At 73.1% G+C, this 17,669-nt stretch carries 16 protein-coding genes; 6 read left to right on the top strand and 10 right to left on the bottom strand.

What is annotated here, in order from left to right:
* Window positions 1-10: 10 nt before the first annotated feature.
* The 5 genes from ACFYPR_RS14865 to ACFYPR_RS14845 form a co-directional block, all read right to left on the bottom strand.
* Window positions 11-1,504 carry a dihydrolipoamide acetyltransferase family protein gene (locus ACFYPR_RS14865; RefSeq protein WP_387260646.1) on the bottom strand — a complete coding sequence of 498 codons (1,494 nt, stop codon included), beginning with the start codon at window positions 1,502-1,504 and terminating at the stop codon, window positions 11-13.
* Between the two features lie 5 nt (window positions 1,505-1,509).
* Window positions 1,510-2,499 carry an alpha-ketoacid dehydrogenase subunit beta gene (locus ACFYPR_RS14860; RefSeq protein WP_354863001.1) on the bottom strand — a complete coding sequence of 330 codons (990 nt, stop codon included), beginning with the start codon at window positions 2,497-2,499 and terminating at the stop codon, window positions 1,510-1,512.
* Window positions 2,499-3,674, bottom strand: coding sequence for a pyruvate dehydrogenase (acetyl-transferring) E1 component subunit alpha (gene pdhA / locus ACFYPR_RS14855; RefSeq protein ID WP_355064592.1), 1,176 nt, complete (start codon window positions 3,672-3,674; stop codon window positions 2,499-2,501). The genes ACFYPR_RS14860 and pdhA overlap by 1 nt, the downstream gene beginning before the upstream one ends.
* Window positions 3,675-4,315: 641 nt before the next feature.
* Window positions 4,316-4,465, bottom strand: coding sequence for a hypothetical protein (locus ACFYPR_RS14850; protein ID WP_354863004.1), 150 nt, complete (start codon window positions 4,463-4,465; stop codon window positions 4,316-4,318).
* Between the two features lie 18 nt (window positions 4,466-4,483).
* Window positions 4,484-5,023 (bottom strand): hypothetical protein, encoded by a 540-nt coding sequence (locus ACFYPR_RS14845; RefSeq protein ID WP_387260388.1) that lies wholly within the window; start codon window positions 5,021-5,023, stop codon window positions 4,484-4,486.
* Window positions 5,024-5,173: 150 nt separating this feature from the next.
* Here ACFYPR_RS14845 and ACFYPR_RS14840 point away from each other — a divergent pair, with 150 nt between their 5' ends.
* Window positions 5,174-5,797 carry a phosphatase PAP2 family protein gene (locus tag ACFYPR_RS14840; RefSeq protein WP_355134028.1) on the top strand — a complete coding sequence of 208 codons (624 nt, stop codon included), beginning with the start codon at window positions 5,174-5,176 and terminating at the stop codon, window positions 5,795-5,797.
* Between the two features lie 47 nt (window positions 5,798-5,844).
* On the opposite strand, the gene ACFYPR_RS14835 is transcribed toward ACFYPR_RS14840, so the two are convergent.
* The 3 genes from ACFYPR_RS14835 to ACFYPR_RS14825 are packed head-to-tail and all read right to left on the bottom strand — an operon-like array spanning window position 5,845 to window position 10,630.
* Window positions 5,845-7,068: a hypothetical protein gene (locus ACFYPR_RS14835; RefSeq protein WP_387260386.1), complete on the bottom strand. Its 1,224-nt coding sequence runs from the start codon at window positions 7,066-7,068 to the stop codon at window positions 5,845-5,847.
* A gap of 38 nt (window positions 7,069-7,106) precedes the next feature.
* On the bottom strand, window positions 7,107-8,792 hold the full coding sequence (locus ACFYPR_RS14830; RefSeq protein ID WP_354860195.1) for a GTPase: 1,686 nt from the start codon (window positions 8,790-8,792) through the stop codon (window positions 7,107-7,109).
* Window positions 8,789-10,630 (bottom strand): ABC transporter, encoded by a 1,842-nt coding sequence (locus ACFYPR_RS14825; RefSeq protein WP_387180961.1) that lies wholly within the window; start codon window positions 10,628-10,630, stop codon window positions 8,789-8,791. The genes ACFYPR_RS14830 and ACFYPR_RS14825 overlap by 4 nt, the downstream gene beginning before the upstream one ends.
* A gap of 220 nt (window positions 10,631-10,850) precedes the next feature.
* Here ACFYPR_RS14825 and dnaK point away from each other — a divergent pair, with 220 nt between their 5' ends.
* The 5 genes from dnaK (at window position 10,851) to ACFYPR_RS14800 (ending at window position 15,581) form a co-directional block, all read left to right on the top strand.
* Window positions 10,851-12,719 (top strand): molecular chaperone DnaK, encoded by a 1,869-nt coding sequence (gene dnaK, locus ACFYPR_RS14820; RefSeq protein WP_355134030.1) that lies wholly within the window; start codon window positions 10,851-10,853, stop codon window positions 12,717-12,719.
* Between the two features lie 48 nt (window positions 12,720-12,767).
* Entirely contained in the window at window positions 12,768-13,520 is a 753-nt protein-coding gene (gene grpE, locus ACFYPR_RS14815; protein ID WP_354860203.1) for a nucleotide exchange factor GrpE, read from the top strand.
* Between the two features lie 88 nt (window positions 13,521-13,608).
* Window positions 13,609-14,796 carry a molecular chaperone DnaJ gene (gene dnaJ / locus ACFYPR_RS14810; protein ID WP_354860205.1) on the top strand — a complete coding sequence of 396 codons (1,188 nt, stop codon included), beginning with the start codon at window positions 13,609-13,611 and terminating at the stop codon, window positions 14,794-14,796.
* Between the two features lie 30 nt (window positions 14,797-14,826).
* Window positions 14,827-15,267, top strand: a complete 441-nt coding sequence (locus ACFYPR_RS14805) for a heat shock protein transcriptional repressor HspR (RefSeq protein ID WP_030332087.1) — start codon at window positions 14,827-14,829, stop codon at window positions 15,265-15,267.
* Window positions 15,268-15,386: 119 nt separating this feature from the next.
* Complete coding sequence (locus ACFYPR_RS14800) at window positions 15,387-15,581, top strand: hypothetical protein (protein WP_354860207.1); 195 nt, start codon at window positions 15,387-15,389, stop codon at window positions 15,579-15,581.
* Between the two features lie 238 nt (window positions 15,582-15,819).
* Here ACFYPR_RS14800 and ACFYPR_RS14795 read toward each other — a convergent pair whose 3' ends face one another.
* Both ACFYPR_RS14795 and ACFYPR_RS14790 read right to left on the bottom strand, forming a co-directional pair.
* Window positions 15,820-16,251: a hypothetical protein gene (locus ACFYPR_RS14795; protein ID WP_354860209.1), complete on the bottom strand. Its 432-nt coding sequence runs from the start codon at window positions 16,249-16,251 to the stop codon at window positions 15,820-15,822.
* A gap of 208 nt (window positions 16,252-16,459) precedes the next feature.
* Window positions 16,460-17,665: a cation:proton antiporter gene (locus tag ACFYPR_RS14790; RefSeq protein WP_354860212.1), complete on the bottom strand. Its 1,206-nt coding sequence runs from the start codon at window positions 17,663-17,665 to the stop codon at window positions 16,460-16,462.
* Window positions 17,666-17,669: the final 4 nt, after the last annotated feature.

Genomic DNA, 17,669 nt, shown 5'->3' with positions numbered 1-17,669 from the left:
TTCGGACCGGTCAGGTCCAGGCGAGCAGCGCCGCCTCGGGGTCGGCGAGGAAGTCGCCGATGTCGCGCAGGAACTTCGAGCCCAGCTCACCGTCGATGATCCGGTGGTCGAAACTCAGACCCAGCGTGGTGACCTGCCGCGCCTTGACCTTGCCCTTGTGCACCCACGGCATCTCCCGCACCGCGCCGAAGGCGAGGATCGCCGACTCGCCCGGCGGCAGGATCGGCGTGCCGGTGTCCACCCCGAACACCCCGACGTTGGTGATGGTCAGGGTGCCGCCGGACATGTCCGCGGGCGAGGTGCGGCCGGACTTCGCCGTCTGCACCAGGCCGTTCAGCGCGTCGGCCAACTCCCGCAGCGAGAGCCGGCCGGCGTCCTTCACGTTCGGCACGATCAGGCCGCGCTCGGTGGCCGCCGCGATGCCGAGGTTGACGTACTCCTTGACCACGATCTCGTCGCCGGCCCAGGTCGAGTTGACCATCGGGTGCCGCTTGACCGCCAGCAGCACGGCCTTCGCCACCAGCAGCAGCGGCGAGACTCGGACGTCGCGCCACTCCCGCCGGCCCCGCAGGCGCTCCAGCGCCTTCATCGCCCGGGTCACGTCGACGGTCAGGAACTCCGTCACGTGCGGAGCGGTGAACGCCGAGCGGGACATGTTCTCGGCGGTGAGCTTGCGGACGCCCTTGACCGGGATGCGCTGCTCACGGTCGGCGCCGAAGCTCGCGACGCTCGTCGCGGCCCGGGTGACCGCGACCGGCTCGGCCGCCGCCACGGAACCGCTCACCGCCTGCTGTACGTCCTCCCGGGTGATCGAGCCCAGCGGGCCCGACCCGGTCAGCGTGCTCAGGTCGACGCCGAGGTCCTTGGCGAGCTTGCGTACCGGCGGCTTGGCCAACACGAGCCCGCCCGGCACCGGACCGCCGTTCCCGTTACGGACCGGCTCCGGCGTGACCGGCTCCGGCGTGACCGGCTCCGGCGTGACCGGCTGCGGTGCGACCGGTGCCGGCGCGACCGGCGCCTCGGCCTGCGCCGGGACGGCACCCTTGCGGGGCCGGCGCTTCGCGGCGGTGGTACGCGGGCCGTAGCCGACGAGCACCGCCGTCCGCCCGCCCGGGGCGGCACCGCCGATCAGGCCCGGCTCGATCATGCCCTCGGCCGGGGCCAGCTCCACGGCCGCCAGCGAGGCCGCCGACGGGGTCGGCAGGTCGCCGATGGGCGTGGCCGTGGTCGACGCGGTGGTGTCCAGCGGGCCCGCGCCCGGGTCGGTGTCGATCGCGATGATCGGCGTACCGACCTCGACCGTGGTGCCCTCCGGGTGGTGGATCGCCTGCACCTGCCCGGCCCACTTCGCCGGGATCTCCACCGCCGCCTTGGCCGTCTCGACCTCGACGATCGGCTGGTTCAGCTCGATGGTGTCGCCGACCTTGACCAGCCAGGTCAGGATCTCGCCCTCGGTCAGCCCCTCGCCCAGGTCGGGCAGGTTGAACGTCTTGATCCGGGACATGTCGCTCACCAGCCGAAGGTGCGGTCGACGGCGTCGAGCACCCGGTCGAGGTCGGGCAGGTACTCCTCCTCCACCCGGGCGGCCGGGTAGGGGGTGTCGAAGCCCGTGACCCGCAGCACCGGCGACTCCAGGGAGTAGAAGCACTCCTCGGTGATCCGGGCGGCCAGCTCGGCGCCGAGGCCGATGTTGGACGGCGCCTCGTGCACCACGACCGCGCGGCCGGTGCGCTTCACCGACTCGTACGCGGCGGCGAGGTCCAGCGGGGACAGCGAGCGCAGGTCGATGACCTCCAGCTCCCGGCCGTCCTCGGCGGCGGCCGTCGCGGCCTCCAGGCAGGTCCGCACCATCGGCCCGTACGCCAGCAGGGTCACGTCGGTGCCGGGCCGCACCACCCGTGCCGAGTGCAGGGGGTACGCGCCGGACAGCGGCGCGTCCAGGTCGACCTGGCCCTTCTCCCAGTACCGCCGCTTGGGCTCCAGGAAGACGATCGGGTCGTCCGAGGCGATGGCCTGCTGGATCATCACGTAGGCGTCCTGCGGGTTGGCGCAGGTCACCACCTTCAGGCCGGCGGTGTGGGCGAAGTACGCCTCCGGCGACTCGGAGTGGTGCTCGACCGCGCCGATGCCACCGCCGTACGGGATCCGGATGACCATGGGGATGCTGAGCCGGCCACCCGAGCGGTAGTGCATCTTCGCCACCTGCGACACGATCTGGTCGTACGCGGGGTAGACGAAGCCGTCGAACTGGATCTCGCAGACCGGCCGGTAGCCACGGATGGCCAGGCCGACGGCGGTGCCGATGATGCCGGACTCGGCCAGCGGGGTGTCGATCACCCGCTGGTCGCCGAAGTCCTTCTGGAGCCCGTCGGTGATCCGGAAGACGCCGCCGAGCTTGCCGACGTCCTCGCCCATGATGATGACCTTGGGGTCGGTCTCCAGGGCGCGGCGCAGGCCGGTGTTGAGGGCCTTGCCGAGGGTGAGCGTCTCCGTGGCCATCAGTGGGCGCTCCCCTCGAACGACTCCATGTAGCGGTTGAACTGCGCACGCTGCTCGTCGAGCAGCGGCGACCCGTTGGGGTAGACGTGGTCGAACATCGTCACCGGCTCCGGGTCGGGCATGGTGAGCACCCGCTCGCGCAGGTGCACCGCCTCGCGGCGGGCCTGCTCGTCGACCTCGGCGAAGAAGGCCGCGTCGGCGATCTGCTGCTTTTCCAGGAAGGCCTTGACCCGGATGATCGGGTCCTTGGCCTGCCACGACTCCACCTCGCTGGCGATCCGGTAACGGGTCGGATCGTCGGAGGTGGTGTGCGCGCCCATCCGGTAGGTGTACGCCTCGATCAGGCTCGGCCCCTGCCCGTGCCGGGCGTTGTCCAGCGCCGTGCGGGTGACCGCGTACGACGCCAGCACGTCGTTGCCGTCCACCCGTACGCCGGGGAAACCGAAGCCGGCGGCCCGCTGGTAGAGCGGGACGCGGGTCTGCCGCTCCAGCGGCTCGGAGATCGCGTACTGGTTGTTCTGGCAGAAGAAGACCAGCGGCGCGTTGAACACGCTGGCCCAGACGAACGCCTCGTTCACGTCGCCCTGGCTGGTCGCCCCGTCGCCGAAGTAGGCGATCGCGGCCTCGCCGTCGTCGGTGCCGACCTTGCCGTCCATGGTGATGCCCATGGCGTACCCGGTCGCGTGCAGGGTCTGCGCGCCGATGACGATCGTGTACATGTTGAACTTGAACTCGTTCGGGTCCCAGCCGCCCTGGTCGACGCCGCGGAACAGACCGAGCGGCATGATCGGGTCGATGCCCCGGCAGTAGAGGACGCCGTGCTCCCGGTAGGTCGGGAAGGCCATGTCCTGCGTCCGCAGCGCGCGCCCGGAGCCGACCTGGGCGGCCTCCTGGCCGAGCAGGCTGGCCCAGAGGCCCAGCTCGCCCTGCCGCTGGAGCGCGGTCGCCTCGGCGTCCAGCTTGCGGACCAGCACCAGGTCGCGGTAGAGCCCGCGGTACTCCTCGTCGGTGAAGTCGACACGGTACTCGGTGCCGTCCGGCCCGGTGGCGCTGTCGATCCGCTCGCCTTCGGGGGTGAGCAGCTGCACCAGCTCGGGGTCGCCGGTCGCGCCCTTCTTGGAGCGGGGAGCTGCCCGCCTGCTGCGGGTGGTGCCCCCGGGGTCGCCCTTTGCCATCGGTCTCTCCCTGTCGTGTCTGCGTCGGCACCGGGGGATCACCCGGCCACGCAACTCGTGCGCCTGCCCGGCTGCTGCCGGACCGGTTCCTGGCGGCCGCGCCTAGCCCCGGTGGGGGTTGCCGCGCGGCGTGAAGCCGGGTTCTGGCCGAACCCGGTTCGGGAGCGCCGGCGCCGGGCCGCGCCTGCCGCGAGGGTGCGCGGAGGTCACGGCTGCGTTGCCGTCGTGCTCCATATTCGCAGAGCAGGTGAGCGGGCCCACAGTACGCCTGCCTCGCATTCCGACCGCCTACGGTTTGATGTTCTTTGTCGCCATCGTGCCGCCCTGCGCCCACCGGGCAATCCGGTGATGATTCGTCACCGTTCGGCCAGTGTCGCGTGTCGACACGCGGTGGATGTTGGCTGACGGAGGGTGACTGGGCGAGGCTGATTACCGCAGGAACGTGCCGATCGGGTGATTAGCCGGATTCCCACCGGTGAACGCCCCCGGCGTGCCTCGGACGGCGACGACAAGGGGTGTGCGGTGGACGAGCCAGGTGACGGTCCCGGCACACCCATGCTCGGACGCCACCGGTCGCCAGGCGGCTACCGCCGGGTGATCGGGTCACACCGGGCACCCGGCGCGGGCGGCCCCTCCCGGGGTTACCTGCTCACCGTCGCACTGTTGGCCGGCACCGCGTCGATGCCCGTCCTCGCCGCGGTCAGCGCGGGCTCGGCCACCCCGGGCAGCAGCGCGCTACCGGACACCAGCACCCCGTTCATCCCGACCCCGTCGGTCGGGCCGGTGGTCATCCCGATGCCGGTGACCAGTCAACCGCCGCCGGTCGCGCTGCCGGCACCGGGCACACCCAGCGCCGGCCCGACCGCGACCGCCGACTGGGTGCCCGCCGCTCCCTGGCGTCTCCCGGACGAGTCGTGGTCCGGCCCGACGGCCGACGACCGGCTGCCCGCCCGTCGGATGGTGCCCGCGCCACCGGCGCCGCGACCCACCCGGAGCGCCCCGCCGGCCGCGCCCCCGCCCCCGCACCCGACCAGCCCGTCGCCGTCGCCGGCGCCGACCGGGTCACCGGACCCGGACCCGACCGAAACGCCCCCGCCGAGCCCGACGCCGACCGACTCGGCGACACCCACCGCGACCGGTTCGTCGACCGCCACCGCCGTCCCCACCAGCACCCTCCCCGCACCCGCCAGCACATCCCCGCCGTCGGCCACGCCCGGCCCGTCGGCCACGCCCGGCCCGTCGACCATGCCCGGCCCGCCGACCACCCGGCCCGAGCCGACCACCCCGCCGTCGCCGCACGCGCCGACCTCCCGGATGCCGTCGTCGGTCACCGCGCGACCACCGGTCACGCCGCCCACGTCGGCCGACCCGGCGACGCCAACCGGGCGTCCGTCGCCGGCCGGACCCACGCGTCCCACCCAGTCCCCGGCGGTACGGTGACGAGCAGGCGTCGCCGAGACGGCGGTGGTCGGCGGTAGGCGCGTACCGGAGGGGGTGGCGTGGGCGGCGGTGTGGAACCCCGCCCGGTCGCCGCCCGGCCCGGTCCAGGGCTGCGGGTCGCCCGACTGGTCACCGAGCTGACCGCCCCGGCCGTGCTGGTGTCGCTGCTGATGGTCGCCGTGAGCTGGCACAGCACCCGGGGCAGTGCCCGCGGCCTGCTCTGGGGTCTGCTCGCGACGCTCTTCGTCACCGGCATCCCGTTCGCCTACATCGTCGGCGGGGTCCGCCGCGGTCGGCTCACCGACCATCACATCGGCCGTCGGGAGCAGCGCCGGGTGCCGCTGCTGGTCGGCCTCGGCTCGGTCGCCGCCGGGCTCGCCCTGCTCGTCGTCCTCGGCGCGCCCCGGCCGTTGCTGGCGCTGGCGGTGGCCGGGCTGGTCGGACTGGTGGTCGCCGTGTCGGTGAGCCACTGGTGGAAGATGTCGATCCACTCGGCGGTCTCCGCCGGCACCCTGGTCATCCTGGCGCTGACCTTCGGGCGCGGGTTCCTCGTCGCCGCGCCGCTGTTGGCCGTGGTCGGCTGGTCCCGCGTACGCCTGCGGGATCACACCGTCTCGCAGGTGCTCGCCGGCGGTGTGCTCGGCGCGCTCATCGCCGCGGTCGTCTTCGGTCTGCTGCGCTGAGCGACCGTCGCCGGGCGGGCGGCGTGGTGCCGCCCGCCCGGCGGCCGTCAGGCGCCGTCGTCGGCGAGGCGGTGCCGGTTCGCCTCGATCCAGGCGTCCAGCGCGGCCGGGTCGTCCGGGTCCACGCCGTCGGCCATCAGTTGCGCGACCGCGGCCGTGGCCGGGCTGCGCCGCTCGCCGGTGGAGTAGAGCCGGGCGAACTCCGGCACCATCTCCTCGATCGCCTCGTCGGTGCGTGTCGCGGCCGCCTCGGGCAGCCCGCGCTGCCGCGACGCGTACCGGGCCCAGGCGCGCAGCACCCGGGGCAGCATCGCCGCGTCGTCCATGTCCAGCACGGCACGGCGGTGCACCCAGTCGAGCAGGAAGAGCCCGGCCACGGCCGGGCTCCACCGCATCGGGTCGGCGTCCGGGAAGCTCGCCGAGTGGTCCAGCAGCAGGCTCAGGCAGAAGTGCAGCGAGGCGAGTTCCGGGCCGTCGACGCTGTCGAGCCCGAACCGGGCGGCCTCCGGCGCCGCCAGGAACCGCCGGACCAGGTCGGTGCGCTCGGCGGCGGACAGCGGCTCGACCTCCGCCGGGCCGGTCGGGTCGGCGGCCGTGGGGAGCAGCGCCAGCCGGGCGCCGACCAGCGCGCGGTCGGTGGCGAGCGAACCCTCGCCGGGCAGCTCGGTCAGGTCGTCGGTGACCGACAGGTGCCGGGCCACCTCACCCCGCAGCCGGGACGGGTCCTCGGTGCGGAACCAGGTCAGCTCGTCGTCGGCGCACATCTGCCGGACCTGGTCCAGGATCCGCTCCGCCGGCCCGCCGACGAAGATGTCCTTGGTGATCCCGATGTTGTGGTCGACCAGGGCCACCAGGGCGTGCTCCGGGCCACCGGCCGCGTCGTCGTACGCGAAGGTGGCGAGGTAGGAGGTCTGGTCGCCGTAAACGTCGCCGTACGCCCAGCTGCCGGTCAGGTGCACCCGGCCGAGCTGCCCGGACCAGCCGGGCGCCTGGCTGCCCGGACGCACCCGCTCGGTGCCCTCGGCGGTCGGGACGAGCGTGGCGAAGACCTGCCGGATGGTGGTCGCCGCCGCGATCCGGCGGCGGGCGGTGGCGGCGAGGAACCCGGTGACGAACTCCCGCACGGCGGTGTCGCGGTCGGTCTCCGCGATCGCGTAGACACTGCCCAGCAGCGCGCTGCCGAGCATCTCGGCGTCGAGGGCGGACTCCAGCTTGGTCACGTCGCGTGCGGCGTGCAGCACCGCGTCGTAAGGGGTCTGAGGCGTGGCCATGCTCCGACCCTACGCCGGTCGGGGCGTACCAAGCGGCGTCAGCGGCGGGCGGCGTCCCGCAGCGCGTCGCGTGCCTGCGCGTAGGAGGCCAGCACGATCCGCACCGGGGCGAGCACGTACTCCGCGCCGACGTCGGCGACCTTGGCCGTCAGGCGCTGCTCGGCGCGGGCGCGGGCCCGCCGGGCGGCCCAGCGCACCACCGGGCGGGTCACCGCCGCCACCAGCAGCCCGGCCAGCAGGCCGCCGAGCAGCAGCAGGGTGGGCAGCGGCACCTGGCCGACCATCGGGTTGTCCAGCGCGGGCAGGCCGAGCGCCCGCAGCGCGTAGCCGAGCACCAGCCAGCCCAACCCGACCACGGCGGCCAGGGTGACCAGCCACTGCACACCGCCGACGACCCGCCACCAGAGCGGTCGCCTGTCCAGGCCGAGGTCGGTGCCGGCGATCGTCCGGTCCAGCGCGTCCGGCAGGTCGCCCAGGCGGGACCGGGCGGCGGAGGTGACCGCCGCCGGCCAGGCGGCGGGCAGGTCGGCGGCGGCCCGGTCGGCCACCGCGCGGATCGCCAGGCCGAGCGCCGAGCGTTGGGTGGCGGTCGGATCGGGCACCGAGGTCGCCGCGACCAGGCTCTCCGCCGGGTCGGCCGCGCCGCCGGTCGGGCCGGGCAGGTGCAGCCGGCGCAGCGGGTCGGGTCGGAGCCGGCGCCAGCCCCGCACCACCGGCCAGCCGGTGGCCGCGCCGGCCCGATGCCGGTACGCCTGCTCCACCGCCTCGGTCACCGCCGGCACACCGGCCGTGCCGGCCAGCGCCCGGTTCAGCGCGGCGACGGCCGTTCCGTCCGGGCCACCGGCCGGTCGGGCCGAGCCGACCAGCTCGTCCAGGCCGGCGACGACCGAGTCGACGTCGCCGGCCAGCCGACGCAGGGCGGCCTGCCGCTCGGCGACCGTACGCTCCAGCGCGGTGCGCAGCCCGACCATCCCGGCCGGGTCGATGGCGGTGGTGGCGAGCAGTGGCACGCCGGTCAGCCCGTCGGAGTCGAGCAGCCGGCGCAGGTCGTCCAGGACGCGGGGTAGCTCGGTCGGTGGCAGCCGGTCGGCCTGGTTGAGCACGACCAGGGTGACGTCGCGGTGCCGGTGGAACTCGCGCAGGTAGCTGTCGTGGATGACCCGGTCGGCGTACTTCTGCGGATCGACCACCCAGACCACCTGGTCGACCAGGCCGAGCAGCCGGTCCACCTCCAGGCGGTGGGACCGCTGCACCGAGTCGAAGTCGGGCAGGTCGAGCAGGATCAGCCCGTGCAGCGCCGTCTCGTCGTCCGCGTCGAGCGCGCTCTCCCGGACGAAGCGGTGCCGGGGCAGCACCCCGGTCCAGTCGAGCAGCCGGTTGGCGCCCTCCAGCGGCCCCCACACGCACGCGTGCGTCACGCCGGTGGTCGGCCGGCGGACCCCGACCGGGGAGAGTTCCAGCTGGGCCAGCGCGTTGAACAGGCTGGACTTGCCGCTGCCGGTGGCGCCGGCGAGGGCCACCACGGTGTGATCGCGGGACAGGGCGAGCCGGGTGCCGGCCCGTTCGACCAGAGTGTGCGCCGGCACCAGCTCGGAGTCCGGCAGCAGGCCGTCGACGGCGGTCAGGAATCGGCGTACGGCCTCCAGGCGGGCGATCAGCGCGTCGGGGTCGACCCGCTGGTCGCCGCGGAACGCCTCGCGTACCCGGCCGGCGATGTTGGTCACCGCGAACCCTCCTCGTCGCCGACCGGCAGGGTGCCGTCGCCGGTGGCCAGGCCGCTGCGGTGCCGGGCCAGCTCGACCCGGCCGGCGGCCCGCCGCAGCGCGTCACCGGCCGCCTCGGCGGGTCGGGCTTCGGCGGTGCGGGTCAGGAAGCGGTCCGCCTCCGCGTCCAGCAGCGTCCGGACCCGCGCCACCAGGTCGACCCGGGCCTTCGCGGCGAGGGTACGCACCGCCTGGTCGCCGAAGATCGCCTGGAGGACAGCCTGCGCGGCGACCGTCGTACCGGCCCCGGTGGCCAACTCCAGCCCGGTGGGGATGAACGCGGTCGAGGCGAACACGGCGATCATCACGGCCAGCCCGGTGGCGTTCACCGCGTACGCGGCGGTGCGGGCCACGAACCGCTTGTCGCCGCCCTCGACCCGGACCAGCTCCAGCACGCCGCGTTGCCAGTCCCGGACCATCCGTTCGGCGCGTTCGGGCAGGTCGTCGCTCGGGTGGGCGAGCCCCGGCTCGAGCAGGTCCGCTCCCGCCGGGTGTGCCTTCCACCCGGTGTACGCGGATTCGGCGGCCTCGGACGCGACGCCCCGCAGCAGGGTGACGAGCTGCGACTCGATGGCGTTGCGCAGCTCGGCGGCCGGCGCGGGCCGGCCGGTGACGGCGGCCACCACCCGGTCGCGGAGTCGCCCGATGCGGGCCTCCAGCGTGCGGAAGAACTCGCCGGTGCCGACGAACTCCTGCCAGCGGGCCAGCACCTCACCGCGGAGCAGTCGGCCGTCCTGCAGGCCCTGCTCGACGGTCCGCTCGGCACCCCGGTACGCGGCCCGGACCCGTTCGTCCAGCCCGTCGGCGGCGGTGACCTGCTCGTCGGCCGCGTCGGCCAGCTCCTCGACGGCGGGGTGCAGGGCTGCCAGCGCGCCGTCCAGGGTCTGCCGGACCACCGCCGCGCGGGCGTCGGCGTCGGCGGCCAGCCGGGCGAACCAGTCGGCCAGCGGCGCCGTGACCCCCTCGGGCAGCAGCCCCTGACCGTCGACCCAGGTCTCCGGGAGGACGAACAGCGGCGCCCGGCCCAGATCCTGCGCGGCGAGCATCTCGGCCAGGTGCGCGGCGATCTCGTCGCTGGCCTCGGCGGGCACCCGGTCGAGCACCATGGCGATCACTGCACCCCGGGCCCGCGCGCTGCGCAGCAGCTCCCACGGCACCGCGTCGGCGTACCGGGCGGCGGTGGTGACGAAGAGCCAGAGGTCGGCGGCGGCGAGCAGCTGGCTCGCGAGCGCCCGGTTGGCGTCGACGACGGAGTCGATGTCCGGTGCGTCGAGGAAGGCCAGACCCGGCGGCAGAGCGGGGGCGGTGACCAGGTGCAGGGAGCGTGGATCGTCGCTCGGCTCGGTGGTGCGGGTCAGCCCGGGCAGCAGGTCGCCCTGCCGGAACCAGGACGCGTCGGCCGGGTTGCAGACAAGCACCGGGGAGCGGGTGGTGGGCCGCAGCACACCGGCGGCGCTGACCCGGGCCTTGACCAGGCTGTTGACCAGGGTCGACTTGCCCGCGCCGGTGGAACCGCCGACCACCACGAGCAGCGGGGCGTCCAGTCGGGCGAGCCGGGGCAGCAGGTAGTCGTCGAGCTGGTCGGTGAGGGCGCTCGCGGTGTGCCGGGCGGCCTTGGCGGAGGGCAGGGCGAGCGGATAGCGGGTCGCGCCGATCGCGGCCTTCAGGCCCGACAGCGCGCCGGGGAGGCTGTCGTCCCCGGTGGTGGCGGGCGGCTCCTCCGCGGCGTCCGGCGGGCCGGTGCGGGCTGCGACGGCGGGCGCGCCGGAACGGGTGGCGGAATCGCCGTGCGTCGTCACCGCTAAAGCGTGCCCGACCGATGCAAGGGAAGACAACCGGACGGTAATAACGGCTGGGTTGCGTCGGGTCGGCTCAACTCAACTTGACGATTCGCCAGCGCGTGGCACTATTGAGTCCAGTTCACTCAACTTGTGGTGGGGTCCGCTGCGGGCGGTGCCCGCCGAGCATTCGCGGGCGATGCCCGCCACCTGCACAACCTTACGAAGTGAGGAAGCGAAGATGGCACGTGCGGTCGGTATCGACCTCGGCACGACGAACTCCTGCGTCAGCGTTCTCGAGGGCGGTGAGCCCACCGTCATCGCCAACGCTGAGGGCTCGCGGACGACCCCGTCGATCGTCGCGTTCGCCCGCAACGGCGAGGTGCTCGTCGGTGAGGTCGCCAAGCGCCAGGCGGTGACCAACCCGGACCGGACGATCCGCTCGGTCAAGCGCGAGGTCGGCACGAACTGGTCCGTCGACATCGACGGCAAGAAGTACACCCCGCAGGAGATCTCGGCCCGGACGCTGATGAAGCTCAAGCGGGACGCCGAGGCGTACCTGGGCGAGCAGATCACCGACGCGGTGATCACCGTTCCGGCCTACTTCAACGACAGCCAGCGCCAGGCCACCAAGGAGGCCGGTGAGATCGCCGGCTTCAACGTGCTGCGGATCGTCAACGAGCCGACCGCGGCCGCCCTGGCGTACGGGCTGGACAAGGGCTCCAAGGAGCAGACCGTCCTGGTCTTCGACCTCGGCGGCGGCACCTTCGACGTGTCGCTGCTGGAGCTCGCCGAGGGCGTCATCGAGGTCAAGTCGACCAGCGGTGACAACCACCTCGGTGGCGACGACTGGGACCAGCGGATCATCGACCACCTGGTCAAGACGTTCCGCGGCGAGCACGGCATCGACCTCAGCCAGGACAAGATGGCCCTCCAGCGCCTCCGTGAGGCCGCCGAGAAGGCCAAGATCGAGCTGTCCGCCGCCACCACGACCAACATCAACCTGCCGTACATCACCGCCGGCGCGGCCGGCCCGCTGCACCTCGACGTGACGCTCAGCCGCGCCGAGTTCCAGCGGATGACGCAGGACCTGCTGGACCGCTGCAAGGGCCCGTTCGAGCAGGCCGTGAAGGACGCCGGGATCAAGATCTCCGACGTCGAGCACGTCATCCTCGTCGGTGGTTCGACCCGGATGCCCGCCGTGACCGACCTGGTCAAGCAGCTCACCGGCCGCGACCCCAACAAGGGCGTCAACCCGGACGAGGTCGTCGCCGTCGGCGCCGCCCTGCAGGCCGGTGTGCTCAAGGGTGAGGTCAAGGACGTCCTGCTGCTCGACGTGACCCCGCTGAGCCTGGGCATCGAGACCAAGGGCGGCATCTTCACCAAGCTCATCGAGCGCAACACCACCATCCCGACCAAGCGCTCCGAGGTCTTCACCACGGCGGACGACAACCAGCCGTCGGTGCTGATCCAGGTGTTCCAGGGTGAGCGGGAGATCGCGGCGTACAACAAGAAGCTCGGCACCTTCGAGCTGACCGGCCTCCCGCCGGCGCCGCGCGGCGTGCCGCAGATCGAGGTCGCCTTCGACATCGACGCCAACGGCATCGTCAACGTGCACGCCAAGGACCTGGGCACCGGCAAGGAACAGAAGATGACGATCACCGGCGGCTCGTCGCTGCCGAAGGACGACATCGAGCGGATGCGCCGGGACGCCGAGGAGCACGCGGAGGAGGACAAGCGCCGCCGCGACGACGCCGAGACCCGCAACGTGGCCGAGGCGCTCCAGTGGCAGACCGAGAAGTTCCTCGCCGAGAGCGGCGACAAGCTGCCCAGCGAGAACCGGGAGCAGCTCAACGAGGCGCTCGGTGAGCTCCGGGGTGCCCTGGGCGGTCAGGACATCGAGAAGATCAAGTCCGCCCACGAGAAGCTGGCGCAGGTCTCCCAGCAGGCTGGTTCGCTGCTCTACTCCCAGCAGGCCGAGCAGGGCCAGCAGCCGGGCGGCGAGGCCGGCCCGGGTGCGACCGGTGCGACCGGTCCGCAGGCCGGCGCCGCCGGTGGCGCCGACGACGTGGTCGACGCCGAGATCGTGGACGAGGACGGCAAGAAGTGACCATCGGCCTCCGACACGTATCCACGGCGAAGGGGATGAGGTAGCCGCATGACGCAGAAGCCACGAGCCGCCGACCCGGGCGACACCGGGTCGACGCCGGGTGGCTCCGCGCCCACGGAGCCGGCCACCGGCGACGGGGAGCGGGTCGTCATCCGCAACAACCGCAAGCTGACCGACACGTCGGAGCCGGCGGGCACCGCCACGGACGCGGGCAGCGACGTACCCGCCGAGGGCCTGGTCGAGGACGCCGAGATCGTGGTCGACGAGATCGAGGCCGAGGTCAACTCCACCGACGGGCCGGAGCCGTCCGGCCCGCCGGTGGTGGACGCCCCGGCGCAGCCGGTGGACGGCGGTGGCACGTCGCTCGGCGCCGAGCTGGAGGCGCTCCGGGCCGAGCTGGACGAACGGACCAGGGACCTGCAGCGGGTGTCGGCGGAGTACGCCAACTACCGCAAGCGGGTCGACCGGGACCGCAGCCTGGTCCAGGAGCAGGCGACCGGCTCGGTGCTGGCCGCGCTGCTGCCGATCCTCGACGACCTGGACCGGGCCCGGGAACACGGCGACCTGGTCGGGCCGTTCGGAACGGTGGCGGAACAGCTCACCACCGCGCTGGGCAAGTTCGGCCTGAACGCCTTCGGCGAGCAGGGCGAACCGTTCGACCCGACCCGGCACGAGGCGGTCGCGCACCAGACCTCGGCCGAGGTCAGCGAGCCGACCTGCGTGCAGGTCATGCGACGCGGCTACCAGCTCGGTGAGCGGCTGCTGCGCCCCGCGCTGGTCGCGGTCGCGGATCCGGAATAGTGCGAGACAGTGACCGGGTCGTCCCGTCCCCCGCACAGCGGTGGACGGGACGGCCGGGCCACAACGGTCGGAAGGAGGTGGTGGACCGGTGAGTTCGAAGGACTGGCTCGAGAAGGACTTCTACGCCGTGCTCGGCGTGGACAAGGCCGCCTCCGCGGATGACATCAAAAAGGCGTACCGCAAGCTGGCCCGGGAATCGCACCCGGACCACAATCCGGGCGACCCGAAGGCCGAGGAGCGGTTCAAGGCCGTGTCCGAGGCGTACAACGTGTTGTCGGACGCCGGCCGTCGCCGGGAGTACGACGAGATGCGTTCGCTGTTCAGTTCGGGCGCGTTCCGGCGCAACGCCCGGGCGGGCGGCCAGCCGGGCGGGATGCCGTTCGACGTCTCCGACCTGTTCGGCGGTGGCGCCGCCGGTGGCGGTGACCGCCGCTTCGGCGGGGCCGGCTTCCAGGACCTGTTCAGCTCGATCTTCTCGGGTGGGCAGGCCGGTGGGCAGGCCGCTCCGCGTGGGCCCGCTCGCGGCCGGGACGTGGAGACCGAGGTGGCTCTGGACTTCGGCGACGCGGTGCGCGGGGTGACCCTGCCGCTGACGTTGCGCGCCCCCGGCGTCTGCGACACCTGCCACGGCAACGGCGCCAAGCCCGGCACCCAACCGCGTACCTGCCCGGTCTGCCACGGCGCCGGGGTCACGACCCGCAACCAGGGGTCGTTCAGCTTCTCCGAGCCGTGCGGCAACTGCCAGGGCGTCGGCACCGTGGTGGAGGAGAAGTGCCCGGAGTGCCACGGCAGCGGCGGGGTCACCAAGACCCGCACGATGAACGTGCGCTTCCCGGCCGGTGTGGCCGACGGCCAGCGCATCAGGCTGGCCGGGCGCGGTGAGCCCGGTGAGCGTGGTGGCCCGGCCGGCGACCTGTTCGTGCACGTCAAGGTCCGGCCGGACGAGCTGTTCGGGCGTACCGGAGACGACCTGACGTTGACCGTGCCGGTGACCTACGCGGAGGCCGTGCTCGGCACGGACCTGCGGGTGCCCACGCTCGACGGCGCGGTGACGCTGCGGGTTCCGCCCGGCACGCCCAGCGGGCGGGTGCTGCGGGCCCGGGGCAAGGGTGTGGTCCGTCGCGACGGGCAGGCCGGTGACCTGCTGGTCACCCTGGATGTGGTGGTGCCGGCCCGTCTGTCGGACGAGGCGCGGGCGGCGCTGGAGGCGTTCGCCGAGCAGAGTCCGCCGGCGGCGCGGGAACATCTCGACGCCCGGGTGCGTCGGGTCGGATAGTCCGGTGGGATGGACGCGGAGGTGAGCGGGATGTCGGGCGAGTTCCTCGGTTCGGGTGACCCTGCCTACGAGGCCAAGGTGCTCATGATCTCGGTGGCGGCACGGATGGCGGGGATGCACCCGCAGACCCTGCGCCAGTACGACCGGCTGGGGCTGGTGCAGCCCGGCCGGGCTGCCGGAGGTGGCCGTCGATACAGCGTCCGGGACGTGGTGCTGCTGCGCGAGGTGCAGCGGCTCAGCCAGGACGACGGGATCAACCTGGCCGGCGTCAAGCGGATCATCGGGCTGGAGCGGTTGCTGGAGCAGGCGCAGCAGCGGGTCGCACGGCTGGAGGCGGAGCTGGACGCCGCGTACCGCCGGGTGGCCGAGCTGGAGTCACTGGCCCGTTTCCCGGGCCGGGATCTGGTGCCGACCAACCGCACGTCCACCGCGTTGGTGGTCTGGCGTCCCCGCCGTACACCCGACCGCTGACCCTGCTCCTCGGCCTGGCCCGCGCCGGATTTTCCGGCGCGGACCAGGCCGTTTCCGTTAGCCTGTCGATACGGGTCCTATCGCCTTAATTCGGGCCTATCGGCGCGGTTGGGGGAGCGATGACGGAGCAGGCGAAGAGCCTCGCTCAGCAGACGGAGGAGCGGTTGGAAAGTCTGGCCGACACCGTCCGCGAGAAGTTCGACAAGGTCACCGAGGCAACCTTTCGCGACCGGATCAAGGAGGGACGGTTCGCCGACCAGGACGACCACGGCGTCGACCCGGCCCGAGCCGAGACCGAGCGCAAGCAGGACTGATCCGGTGACCGACGTGCGGGCCGGGACCCACGGGGGGTCCCGGCCCGTTCGCCTTGCCGATGCGGGCCGGGACGCGGTGACGCTGCGTCCCTGCGCTACCCGGTCATCGGCGGGCCCGATGTCCCGCCGTCGTGACCCGGCGGACGTGATCGTTGGCGGCTGAGCGACTCGACACGCCGGGCAGCCGACTGCTGAGCTGCCAACGATCATCGTGAAGACGGCCCGGTGGCGATTCTGCTCAGCCGAGGCGGCGGTTTTCGCGGACCAGGCCGCCCTCGCACCAGTCCCGGTAGACGAAGAGGTCCGGCCGGGCCAGCAGGACGCGGCCGTTGTGCGCCCAGATCCTCATCAGCTCGTCGCCGTCGCGCTCGGCCTGCTCGACCAGCTTGCGGAAGCGGCGCTTGGGATGGGCACGAAAGTTCGTCCGGATGCCGTCCGCGGCGTAGATGTAGAGGCAGTGCAGCGCGAAGCGCCGCGCGGGGCAGGTCGCGTCCATCGCCAGCTCGAAGAGCGTCAGCACCAGGCGGTCGCCGGAGACCAGGAGGTCCCAGTCGGGTGGCATGGAGGACAACGGCACCGAATCGGGCTGGAACGCCCAAGCTCGCAACTCCGCCGGCGTCGGATCGACGGGGTTGGCAAAACCGTGGAACGTCGACTCCTGCACGCTCACCGGCCAACCTTCCGCTCTCGCCCGCGTCTGGCAACGCTGCCTGCGGACCGTGGCTGCTGGGGCGAAACGGTAACCCGCCGTCGAGTGCTGCGGTAGTACCCGCAGGGAGCAATTCGGCATCCGTCGGCCGGCCTGGCCCGAACGGCCGTTCGGGTGTCCTGGCCAGCGCCGCTGCCGCGCCGACAAGGGCACGGCAGCGGGCTGAACGTCAGTCGTGGATCGGCACCGGCTCCCGCCGCTGGGCCGCCGCGCGGTTGCGCAACCACCGCTTGAACCACGGGAAGTCGGGCAGCCGGGCCAGGATCGGCCCGGTCACCACGGTGATCAGGACGTACGTCGCGGCGAGCGCGGCCAACCGCGGCTCGACGCTGCCGGCCGCGACCGCGAGCCCGGCGATGACGATCGAGAACTCACCTCGGGGTACGAGGGCCAGGCCGGCCCGCCAGCGACCGGGTTCGGCGATGCCGACCCGGCGGGCCGCCAGGTAGCCGGTGAGCGTCTTCGTGCCCATGGTGACCACGGCCAGGGCGAGCGCCGGCAGCAGCACCGGCGGGATGTCCTGCGGGCTGGTGGTCAGGCCGAAGAACACGAAGAACACCGCGGCGAACAGGTCCCGCAGCGGCGAGAGCAGCTCGGTGGCGTGGTGTGCCACCGGGCCGGAGAGGGCGATGCCGACCAGGAATGCGCCGACCGCCGCCGACACCTGCAGCTTCGCCGCGATGCCCGCGATCAGCAACGTCAGGCCGAGTACGCCGAGCAGCAGCGCCTCCGGGTCCTTCGCCGACAGGGCGGACGAGATCAGGTGGCCGTACCGGATGGCGACCACCAGAACGATCAGCACCGTACCCACCGCGACGGTGAGCGCGATCCCGCCGCCGACCAGGCCGCTGCCTAGCAGCACGGCGGTGACCAGGGGCAGGTAGAGCGCCATCGCCAGGTCCTCGATGACCAGCACCGAGAGGATCACCGGGGTCTCCCGGTTACCGAGCCGACCCAGGTCGGCGAGGACCTTGGCGATCACGCCCGACGAGGAGACCCAGGTGATGCCGCCGAGCACCAGGGCGGCCACCCAGTCCCAGCCGAGCAGCAGGGCGAAGATGGCGCCGGGCAGGGCGTTGAGCAGCCCGTCGATCAGGCCGGCCGGTGCTGCCGAGCGCAGGTTGCCGACGAGCTCGTTGGCCGAGTACTCGAGGCCGAGCATCACCAGCAGCAGGATCACGCCGATCTCGGCGCCGACCGCGAAGAATTCCTCACTGGCGTCCAGCGGCAGCAGCCCGCCGTGCCCGAACGCGAGCCCGGCGAGCAGGTAGAGGGGGATGGGAGAGAGGCCGATGCGTCGGCTGAGCCGGCCGAGGAGCCCGAGCAGCAGCAGGAGCGCGCCGACTTCGATGAGCAGCGTGGTGAGATCGTGCATCCGC

The sequence above is a fragment of the Micromonospora sp. NPDC005254 genome, assembly GCF_042872525.1.
Classification (GTDB): domain Bacteria; phylum Actinomycetota; class Actinomycetes; order Mycobacteriales; family Micromonosporaceae; genus Micromonospora.
Note: the sequence above shows the minus strand (reverse complement) of the source record. Positions and strands in the feature narration are given on the sequence as shown.

Coding starts and splice junctions, on each gene's coding strand:
- grpE (WP_354860203.1), top strand. CDS start 12,768: ATGACGCAGAAGCCACGAGCCGCCGACCCGGGCGACACCGGGTCGACG.
- ACFYPR_RS14865 (WP_387260646.1), bottom strand. CDS start 1,504: ATGTCCCGGATCAAGACGTTCAACCTGCCCGACCTGGGCGAGGGGCTG.
- pdhA (WP_355064592.1), bottom strand. CDS start 3,674: ATGGCAAAGGGCGACCCCGGGGGCACCACCCGCAGCAGGCGGGCAGCT.
- ACFYPR_RS14805 (WP_030332087.1), top strand. CDS start 14,827: ATGTCGGGCGAGTTCCTCGGTTCGGGTGACCCTGCCTACGAGGCCAAG.
- ACFYPR_RS14835 (WP_387260386.1), bottom strand. CDS start 7,068: ATGGCCACGCCTCAGACCCCTTACGACGCGGTGCTGCACGCCGCACGC.
- ACFYPR_RS14860 (WP_354863001.1), bottom strand. CDS start 2,499: ATGGCCACGGAGACGCTCACCCTCGGCAAGGCCCTCAACACCGGCCTG.
- ACFYPR_RS14850 (WP_354863004.1), bottom strand. CDS start 4,465: ATGACCACCGGCCCGACCGACGGGGTCGGGATGAACGGGGTGCTGGTG.
- ACFYPR_RS14790 (WP_354860212.1), bottom strand. CDS start 17,665: ATGCACGATCTCACCACGCTGCTCATCGAAGTCGGCGCGCTCCTGCTG.
- ACFYPR_RS14800 (WP_354860207.1), top strand. CDS start 15,387: ATGACGGAGCAGGCGAAGAGCCTCGCTCAGCAGACGGAGGAGCGGTTG.
- dnaK (WP_355134030.1), top strand. CDS start 10,851: ATGGCACGTGCGGTCGGTATCGACCTCGGCACGACGAACTCCTGCGTC.